Below are 8,391 nucleotides of genomic sequence, written 5' to 3'. Positions count from 1 at the left end.
TGGCCTCCAGCGAGTAGTCGTATTTCAGTTTCCGCAGGGTGGGGCCCCATAACAGATAGCTACCCACATACCCGCCGAACTTCAAACCCTGCTTATGGCACTCCTCGGCCAGCTTGGGGAACACCTTGAAATTCTCCTTGACCCAGGGGTTCTTATCGTTCAGGCCGGGATAACCCTCGATGGTCCAGCCCACCGAATACCAGACGGCATCGGCCCCCAGGTATTTGGCCCAATCGGTAAAATTGGTCCAGTGCTTCTTGGTTTTGACCGGAGAGGGAAGTTTGGCGTTGAGCATATTCCCGGCGCTCTCGATGGTCATGGCGCAGAAGCCGTCGGGGATGGAGTGGGGAGTGCGGGATCTGACAATAAAAGTAACGGAGTCGGAAAGTAGTAAAGTAGTAGAGTCCTTTATAGCTTTGTCAGAATAAGTATTTAGTACAGCTTGGTAAACGCCCAGCGGCGGGTTCCAGGGCATGGCCCAAGTGCCGTGCCAGGCGCTGTCTGTTTTATCATATTTAAGGTTTATACCCGAGCAACTGCCGACCCCGGATATCAGGCTGTCGCCGTGGCGGAAGGAGACCTGCAAAGAGGCGGAATCGGGGTTTATCCTAAGCAGGGAATCCGGCTTCAGGCTCAGCTTGACGATCTGGTAGCGGTAGTATTCCCCTTGGTCGGTTTTAAGATAAGATGCTTTAGTTCCGGCATTGTCAAGGCCCGCAGTCAGTATGGTGATGGCGGCCAGGCAGGAGAAAAGGGTGATCTTGTGCATGTTGTTCGGCTTGCAGTCCTTATTTCTGTTTTTGATATTTGATCTTAAGCACCAGCAGTATCAGGTTCAGCGATATGGTGGCCAGGTTGGCGATAATGATGGGCAGTTGTCTGATCATGAACCCGTAGACGGTCCACAGGGAGAGGCCGACTATCATCAATATCAAAAACCAGATATTGAAATCGTCCATGTGTTTGGTCTTCAGGCTTTTTATCACCTGGGGCAGAAAGCTGATGGTGGTCAGGAAGCCAGCCAGTAGTCCCAATTCTTTGATCACCGATGTCCTCCGGTTAAAGTGTTGTTATATACTAATGGGAGCGGATAATAGTGGACATAAGGCCATGAATGGCCTTGATTACCTTTGAGGGGCTTCCTTAACCCAGCCCTTAAGGGCTGGGTTAAGAGCTAATACCGTTGCTTACTTTGTGTCCAGGATTATCGGAAGGCCGTCCTTGCCGGCTCCTATGATGACCACCTTGGTGTTGGCTGAACTGGCCAGCTTCTCGGTGGCTTCGATGCCCTTCCACCTGAGCAGCGGCTCGCTGATGCCCTTGGCTACGATATTCTGAAAGTCGGAGATGCCCTTGGCCTCGATGCGTTTTCTTTCGGCCTCTTGTTTCTCCTTGGTCAGTATCCATTCCATGCGCTGGCTTTCCTGCTCGGCCTTGAGCTTGTCCTCGATGGCGTCGGTCACCTTTTTGGGCAGGCCCACCCGGCGCAGGGGGACGCTTTCGATGATAATGCCCCGGTCGTTGACCAGGCTGTTCAATTCCACCTGGATGGCCTTGGCCAGTAATTCCCGCTGGGCGGTGTAGAGGGCCTTAGCCTCGTAATTGGCGGTGACTCCCCGGCAGACAGAACGGAACTGAGGGGCTAGGATGATATTGACGTAATCGGCCCCCACCGTCTGGTATATCTCGGCGGCCTTCTCCGGGTCTAAGTGGAACAGGGTGGTGACGTCTAATTGGACGGTCAGGCCCTCTTTGGACGGCACCGGCATGTCCTCGGTGAGCTCCTGGGTCTTGATGGACATCTTGATTATCCGGGCCAGCGGGTTGCGTAAATTGATGCCGGCCTTGAGGGTCTTGGCGGAAACATGCCCGAAGAAGTCCACCACGCCTACGTGCCCGGCCGGGATGACGGTCAGCATCTGGAGTATGGCGATTATCAAAAAGAATACGGCCACGATGCCGGAGACGGCCTTGTTCTTGGCGAAGGCTTCGTTGAACTGCTTGGTCTTCTCCCCGGCCGAGTACCACATGAAACCGGCCGCGAAAGCGATGATCAGTGTGAAAATGAAAAACATGGGGAACCTCCTTTAATAAGTGATTATTAACCTTCCGGTTTTTAGCTTGCGCTCGCAGCCTTCTTTTTCTCCTTTATACTCTCCACCGCCTGCTGGACCTCGTCCAAACTTTCTATCGGCAGGGAGTTGATGACCTGGGCCAGCTTGATCATCTTTTCCTCTTCGCGTTTGAGGGGGTACAACGGATGATCGGGGTTGGCCTTGTTTTTGGCGCTGGGGGTCCATTCCAAAAGATCGTTGGGGGTGCAGTTGAGGATGATGCAGAGCCGTTCCAGGTTGGGCAGGTCCAGCCGGACGAAGCGCGAATTGGCCACCTTGGTGGCATAGTTGGGGGAAAGGCCCTGCTCTATAAGGTAGGGGACGGGTTTGACGATGCCCCGGGCGGCGAAGATCTTGCTAAAATTGAAGGCTAACATGGTAAATGGCCCTTGTTAAGTGTTCATTGTTCATTGATAATTGTGAATTATGGCATGAAAAACGGCAAAAATCAATGAATAAATGGAATAATTCCCTCGCTATATTGTTCCTTACACATGATATATGAATAAACTCCCTTGTTATATGAGAGAATTCCCTCACTATACAAAATGTCTCCCACACTATACGAAATAGTTCCCTCGCTATATTGAATAACTCCCTTGATGTATGTAATATGTCACTTGATAATTGATATATTGGAGTGTTTGCTTCTGATTTTAAGGGCGTTGTTTAGCTGAATTACTAAACAATTGATTAATCAATTCAGCACTTATTTTTACAGCAATATATCCATGAGGATGCAAAGTTGTTTCACCATGTGCTATTTGATTTCTAAGAGATGGAAGAATTTCTTTTAGTGCCTCAGCATAATCCATATCATCAGAAACAGCTAACTCTACACCAAGATATGGATTTGGATTTTCTTCTACTTGCCGATGTGAAAAACCACTTTCGTTAATTAGTCCATTCTTCACTGCACGTGATAGTAATTCTTTAAATGTAGCTTTATCATTGTTAAATATATATTGCAACGACTTTTCCACAGTTATATATGACATTAGTTGTGCAGTTGTGTTAAATGGGTAATAAAACCATGAATATGCCACCAAATTTAATGCAGTAGCAAAGTGCGATTTTATTTCTTCGGGAACATTTGGGTCAAGACATATCTCTTTTGCACTAGCATAATTGTCCTCAATTGTCCGGGGACAAAATAGCTTTTGACGCAAATCGGGTTCTTTTAATTCTGAAAAGGGTTTAAGCATTTCCATATAATAACCTAATATTTATTTATTTTACTGCCTCACCACTTTGTTCAGTAGAAAGGAATACTTATTATGTGCATAATTGGTTTCCATAAATGGGACAGGGAACACGTGACGAGAACGGACACAGCAATCATCAAGACATACCTATGCCTTAATTGTTTTAGGCTAAAAACGATATCTTTTGATCGTTTAACTGACCTTGCCACTGTCCTTACTCCAAAGAAGACTCAACCGATTCAATGATTCCTAATATTTTTTGAGTTTTATTAACAAACTCATTGAGGCTATCATCTTTTTCATCAGACAATTTATTTATCAAGTCAATATTGGTGAATCCATCCGTATGCTTTTTTAGTATTTCAAAGATGATATGCTTCGGTTCCATAGAAATAACCTCCATTAAAAATTAAAATTGAACAAGGTGGATAAGCATTATATGTTACTGTTTGGTGCCTACTGTAGTCCATGAAGATTCTTCTATTATCCATTCTCCATCCTTGTTCTTTTTGCTGTGAACCCAGTCATGGCATAGTTCGCAGAGCAGGACGAGGTTGGTGTGCGTCGCTCGCAAAGGGCGATATGCGAAAGACACCTTGTGGTGAATGTGCATCTGAACACCCGGAGACATTCTGAGACCGCACCGGCAGCACGTAGCCCGATCTCGCCTCCACACCTCTTGCGAGGCCACTTTCCACTCGTGAGAAAGGTAAAACGCCTGGCGCTCTGGCGTGGCACCACCTTTCCAATGTGGATTAGCTGCTCCGCGTTTGCCGAACATCGGGTTTGTCTCGCCAACTGCGCCCCAGTACTTCTTGGCACGAATCTGTTCCATTGACCGAGTGGGGATGCCCCACTTGTGGAGGAAAAATAAAATATTGTTTTCAGTTACGTCACACTCTATGGCGATCTCGCGAGCCGACCGCAGTTTCTGGGCATATTCACGCTCAAGCCAGGCTTTGTCATGGAAGGGTTGATTTCCCGATACAGTATTCCATGTTCTTGGTCGCGGCTGAATGTTATAACCCACTAACCATTCGTAAACTCGTTTCGGGTTTCGATTAACAAGTTTCGCGATTGCGTATGTGCTCAAGCCTCTCTCAACGTAGAGTTCAACAAGGCGCTCACGTGATGCTGGTTTTCTCGTCTTCTGCCATTCACCCTTACAGCCCAGTGAACAGAATACAGGTGGACAGGTTCCCCGTCGTTGAATTGGTGTGCTACACCATTTGCAAATGCCATTCATTGCTTGAGTCACTTAACGCATGTGTGTTGTATTTATACGGTAATAATAACCACTCTCTGGATAATTCTAAAATAATATTTTCGTATCTTTTCGTATGTTTAGCGGGCCGGTCCTATCCCAGTTTCACCCCGCAGTCATTGCAGAACTTGCTGCCAGCCGCTATCGGCTTGCCGCACTTGGGGCAGGGGGTGGTGGCCGGGGCTACCGCCATCGGCCCGCCGCAGTTGGAGCAGAACTTGGCGGTGGTCTGGTTCTGGGTGCCGCACTTGGGACAGGCGGCCATCGGTCCGCTGGTCATGGCCTGCTGCAGCATGCCGGGCATCATCATGCCCATTCCTATCCCGGCGCCCATGCCCACCCCGGCTCCGGCCGCGCCGCCCTCCTGTTTGGCGGCATCGCCCATGGCATTGGCTGCCTTAAACTTCATATACTGGTTGAGGTCTCCCACCGCGGCCATCCCGGCCCGCTCGTCCATCCGGGCGGTCACCTCCGGCGGGGGGGTGATGGCGCTGATATACAGGTCCACCATCTCCAGGCCGTACTTGCCGAAATCCTCCTGCAGTCTTGCTTTTAGTCCGGCGCCCAGTTCATCATAATGCTGGGCCACGTCCAGGATGGTCTTGTAATTCTCGCCCAGATAATCGGCCAGGCGGGACACGATCACGTTCTTCAAAAAACCGTCCACCTGCTCGGTGGTATAGAATCCCTGGGTGCCCACCATCTTGTTGACGAATAATTGGGGATCCTTGACCCTGGTGGAGTAGATGCCGAAGGAGCGCAGGCGGATCATCTGCAGTTCGGTGTCGCGGAAGGGGATGGGCTCCGAGGTGCCCCATTTCAGGTCGGTGAAGACCTTGGAGTTGACAAAATAGACCTCCACCCGGAAGGGGCTCTTGCCGTCGAAGACCCCTTTGAGCAATCCGGTCAGAAGTGGCAGGTTCATGGTGGTCAGCGTATGGCGTCCGGCCCCGAAGACGTCCATGGCCTTGCCGTCCCGGAAGAACACCGCCTGCTGGCTCTCCCGAACCACCAGCTGGGAGCCGATCTTGGTCTCGCCCGAGCCGTCCTCCGGAACCCGGTGCACCAGCTGGTTGCCGGTATTATCAAAATATTCTATGACTTCCATTATCTTGGCCATCTTTTTCTCCTAAGGCTTAAAAGGTTGAAAATGTTCAAAAGGTTTAAAACGGTTGAATTTTCTGGTCTACCCTTAACGCTGTCACCCTGAGGTCGGCAACTTGCATCTCAAGTCGTAGGGTGGCAAGACCGCGGTGAGAAATGATCCTTCAACTTGTGAGGCTGGTAGATATCTCAGGATGACAGTTCTATCGTTTACAGAGCAGTTAGCTTAAACAGGCTTATTAATAGTTTCATGCCGGGCATTGAGCTTGTCATCGAATTTCCTTAAGTCTTCCAGCAGGGCTTTCAGGATCGAAGGATCCGGCTTTATCTGGGTCATCTTGCTCTTCAGGTCCATAATATGCTGGGACAGATCCATGTCGAACTGATATAGGGCGTCCAACTGAGGCTCCAGCACTTTATTGCTGTCGAAGAACCCGGCATAGCCGTAATCGGCGTATTTAAGGCGGTCGATGACCTTCTCCAGCAGTTTGGTTATGGACGATGCCTCGGACATCAGCTCCAGATGGCCAGGCTGTTTGGTCATGTCGGCCAGGAAACGGTCGAAGGCGGACTTGACCTCGTCCAACTGCCCGGCCAGGTGCAGGCGCAGGACCTTGTCGGTGTTGCGGCGCGATTCCTTCTCGGCATAACCGCCGTATCCCGGGACTATCCGGAACAGCTTCTCCATGAAATTTCTTACTTTATCGCTGGCATCAGGCATGGCGAGCCTCCTTATCTAAAAATTCTGACCTAACCCCTACCCCTTCCCCAATGGGGAAGGGGTTTAACAACATTCATAAAAATTATCATATTTGAAAGGGCAAGTCAACCAAAATCGGAAAAAATCGGACAAAGGGGAAATGACACACAGATTTCACTGATTGGTTCGGATTTGCACAGATTTTTTACTTACTTTTACTGCAAGGGCAAATAATCACAGTATTATGGAAGAGCTTTCATAGGGGCCAACTCGGACAGGGGCGAATGGCACACAGATTTCACGGATTGGCCCCGATTAGCACGGATTTGTTACTTACTTTACAAGTTAAAAAAAACCATAAAATAAATATCTGAGAAAATCTGCACTAATCTGTGTGATCTGTGTGCATTGTTCCCAATCTTTAGGGTTGACAAAGGGCAAGACTTGAAACTATAATTATCCCAATCAAGGAGGAATTGATGGCTATCAGACTTTACAACACATTAAGTCGCGCCAAGGAGGAGTTTGTTCCGTTGAAGACCGGGCAGGTGGGCATGTACACCTGCGGGCCGACGGTCTACGACTACGCCCATATCGGCAACCTGCGCACCTACGTCTTCGAGGACATTCTGCGACGGGTGCTGGAATACAACGGATTGCAGGTCAACCAGGTGATGAACATCACCGACGTGGGGCACCTGGAATCCGACGCCGATTCCGGCGAGGACAAGATGGAAAAGGGCTCGCGCCGCACCGGCAAGACCGCCTGGGAGATCGCCGAAGAGTACACCGAAGCTTTCAAGAGCGACCTCAGGAACCTGAATATACAGGAGCCGCACATCTGGTGCAAGGCCACCGATCACATAAAGGAGCAGATCGAGACCATTGAGTGCATCGAAAAAAAGGGATACACCTACCGGACCTCGGACGGCATCTATTTCGATACCGCCAAGCTGAAGAAATACGGGGTGCTTACCAAGATCGTGGTGCAGGACCTGATGGCCGGGGCCCGGATAGAGATGGGCGAGAAGAAGCATCCCACTGACTTCGCCCTGTGGAAGTTCAGCCCCGAAGGGACCAAAAGGCAGATGGAGTGGGAAAGCCCGTGGGGAAAAGGTTTCCCCGGTTGGCATATAGAATGCTCGGCCATGGCTGCTAAATACCTGGGGCCGCTGTTCGACATCCACTGCGGCGGGGAGGATGCCATTGCGGTGCATCATACCAACGAGATCGCCCAGACCCAGGCCTGCCACGGCACCAACCTGGCCAACTATTGGCTGCACGGATACTTCCTGCAACTGGGACAAGAGAAGATGGCCAAGTCCTCCGGTGAGTTCCTTACTCTGCAGACCCTGATGGACAAGGGATACGACCCGCTGGCCTACCGTTATTTCTGCTTTACCGGACACTACCGCTCGCAATTAAGCTTTACCTACGAGTCGCTTACCGCGGCCCAGCGGGCCTTGGAGAATCTGAGGGCGGAGATCAAGAAACTTGACCCCACCCTTGATCCCTCCCCTAAAGCATTAGGAGAGGGAAAAGGTCGGAATGTATATAAAAAGAAATTTCTCTCGGCCATAAATGACGACCTGAACATGCCGCAGGTGCTGGCCATCCTGTGGGACCTACTTAAGGACAATGACCTGACTCCGGCTCAGAAACTAAGCCTGATAAAGGATTTCGATCGGGTTCTGGGGCTGAAGTTGGCCGAGTCCGTCGGCGGATCGGCTATTCCCAAAGAGGTCGAGGATCTGATGCAAAAGCGTAAAGATGCAAGGGCGGCCAAGAACTGGGCCGAATCCGACCGATTGAGAAATGAGATATCGAAACTGGGCTTTGTGGTGGAGGATGGGCCAAAAGGACAGACCGTTCGTCCGAAAAAGTTCGGGGAATAATTTGATGACCCAGGCGAAAGCCTGGGTCGTTTGTTAAAATAGTTATGATGCAAAAAATAATTAAAAAGCCCTTGCGTATCATTCTAGTGATCTCAGGGACTCTTTTTGT

General features: G+C 50.0%; 9 protein-coding genes. 1 reads left to right on the top strand and 8 read right to left on the bottom strand.

Annotated elements, in window-relative coordinates; genetic code table 11:
* The 8 genes from KJ869_00355 to KJ869_00320 form a co-directional block, all read right to left on the bottom strand.
* Window positions 1-769 (bottom strand): hypothetical protein (locus tag KJ869_00355; protein ID MBU1575642.1); only part of this gene is annotated, 769 nt, incomplete at its 3' end.
* Between the two features lie 19 nt (window positions 770-788).
* Window positions 789-1,046 carry a SemiSWEET transporter gene (locus KJ869_00350; GenBank protein ID MBU1575641.1) on the bottom strand — a complete coding sequence of 86 codons (258 nt, stop codon included), beginning with the start codon at window positions 1,044-1,046 and terminating at the stop codon, window positions 789-791.
* Window positions 1,047-1,187: 141 nt separating this feature from the next.
* Window positions 1,188-2,075 carry a prohibitin family protein gene (locus KJ869_00345; protein ID MBU1575640.1) on the bottom strand — a complete coding sequence of 296 codons (888 nt, stop codon included), beginning with the start codon at window positions 2,073-2,075 and terminating at the stop codon, window positions 1,188-1,190.
* Between the two features lie 41 nt (window positions 2,076-2,116).
* Window positions 2,117-2,491 carry a helix-turn-helix transcriptional regulator gene (locus KJ869_00340; GenBank protein MBU1575639.1) on the bottom strand — a complete coding sequence of 125 codons (375 nt, stop codon included), beginning with the start codon at window positions 2,489-2,491 and terminating at the stop codon, window positions 2,117-2,119.
* Between the two features lie 279 nt (window positions 2,492-2,770).
* Entirely contained in the window at window positions 2,771-3,325 is a 555-nt protein-coding gene (locus tag KJ869_00335; protein ID MBU1575638.1) for a hypothetical protein, read from the bottom strand.
* A 208-nt stretch (window positions 3,326-3,533) separates the two neighbouring features.
* A complete protein-coding gene (locus KJ869_00330; protein ID MBU1575637.1) occupies window positions 3,534-3,707 on the bottom strand; it encodes a hypothetical protein in 174 nt (57 codons plus the stop codon).
* Between the two features lie 970 nt (window positions 3,708-4,677).
* Complete coding sequence (locus KJ869_00325) at window positions 4,678-5,703, bottom strand: SPFH domain-containing protein (GenBank protein MBU1575636.1); 1,026 nt, start codon at window positions 5,701-5,703, stop codon at window positions 4,678-4,680.
* 210 nt (window positions 5,704-5,913) lie between these two features.
* On the bottom strand, window positions 5,914-6,408 hold the full coding sequence (locus tag KJ869_00320) for a hypothetical protein (protein MBU1575635.1): 495 nt from the start codon (window positions 6,406-6,408) through the stop codon (window positions 5,914-5,916).
* A gap of 458 nt (window positions 6,409-6,866) precedes the next feature.
* Here KJ869_00320 and cysS point away from each other — a divergent pair, with 458 nt between their 5' ends.
* Window positions 6,867-8,282 (top strand): cysteine--tRNA ligase, encoded by a 1,416-nt coding sequence (gene cysS / locus KJ869_00315; GenBank protein ID MBU1575634.1) that lies wholly within the window; start codon window positions 6,867-6,869, stop codon window positions 8,280-8,282.
* The last annotated feature ends 109 nt before the right edge of the window (window positions 8,283-8,391 follow it).

The sequence above is a fragment of the Candidatus Edwardsbacteria bacterium genome (genome assembly GCA_018821925.1).
Classification (GTDB): domain Bacteria; phylum Edwardsbacteria; class AC1; order AC1; family EtOH8; genus UBA2226.
Note: the sequence above shows the minus strand (reverse complement) of the source record. Positions and strands in the feature narration are given on the sequence as shown.

Coding starts and splice junctions, on each gene's coding strand:
- KJ869_00330 (MBU1575637.1), bottom strand. CDS start 3,707: ATGGAACCGAAGCATATCATCTTTGAAATACTAAAAAAGCATACGGAT.
- KJ869_00345 (MBU1575640.1), bottom strand. CDS start 2,075: ATGTTTTTCATTTTCACACTGATCATCGCTTTCGCGGCCGGTTTCATG.
- KJ869_00320 (MBU1575635.1), bottom strand. CDS start 6,408: ATGCCTGATGCCAGCGATAAAGTAAGAAATTTCATGGAGAAGCTGTTC.
- KJ869_00340 (MBU1575639.1), bottom strand. CDS start 2,491: ATGTTAGCCTTCAATTTTAGCAAGATCTTCGCCGCCCGGGGCATCGTC.
- KJ869_00335 (MBU1575638.1), bottom strand. CDS start 3,325: ATGGAAATGCTTAAACCCTTTTCAGAATTAAAAGAACCCGATTTGCGT.
- cysS (MBU1575634.1), top strand. CDS start 6,867: ATGGCTATCAGACTTTACAACACATTAAGTCGCGCCAAGGAGGAGTTT.
- KJ869_00325 (MBU1575636.1), bottom strand. CDS start 5,703: ATGGCCAAGATAATGGAAGTCATAGAATATTTTGATAATACCGGCAAC.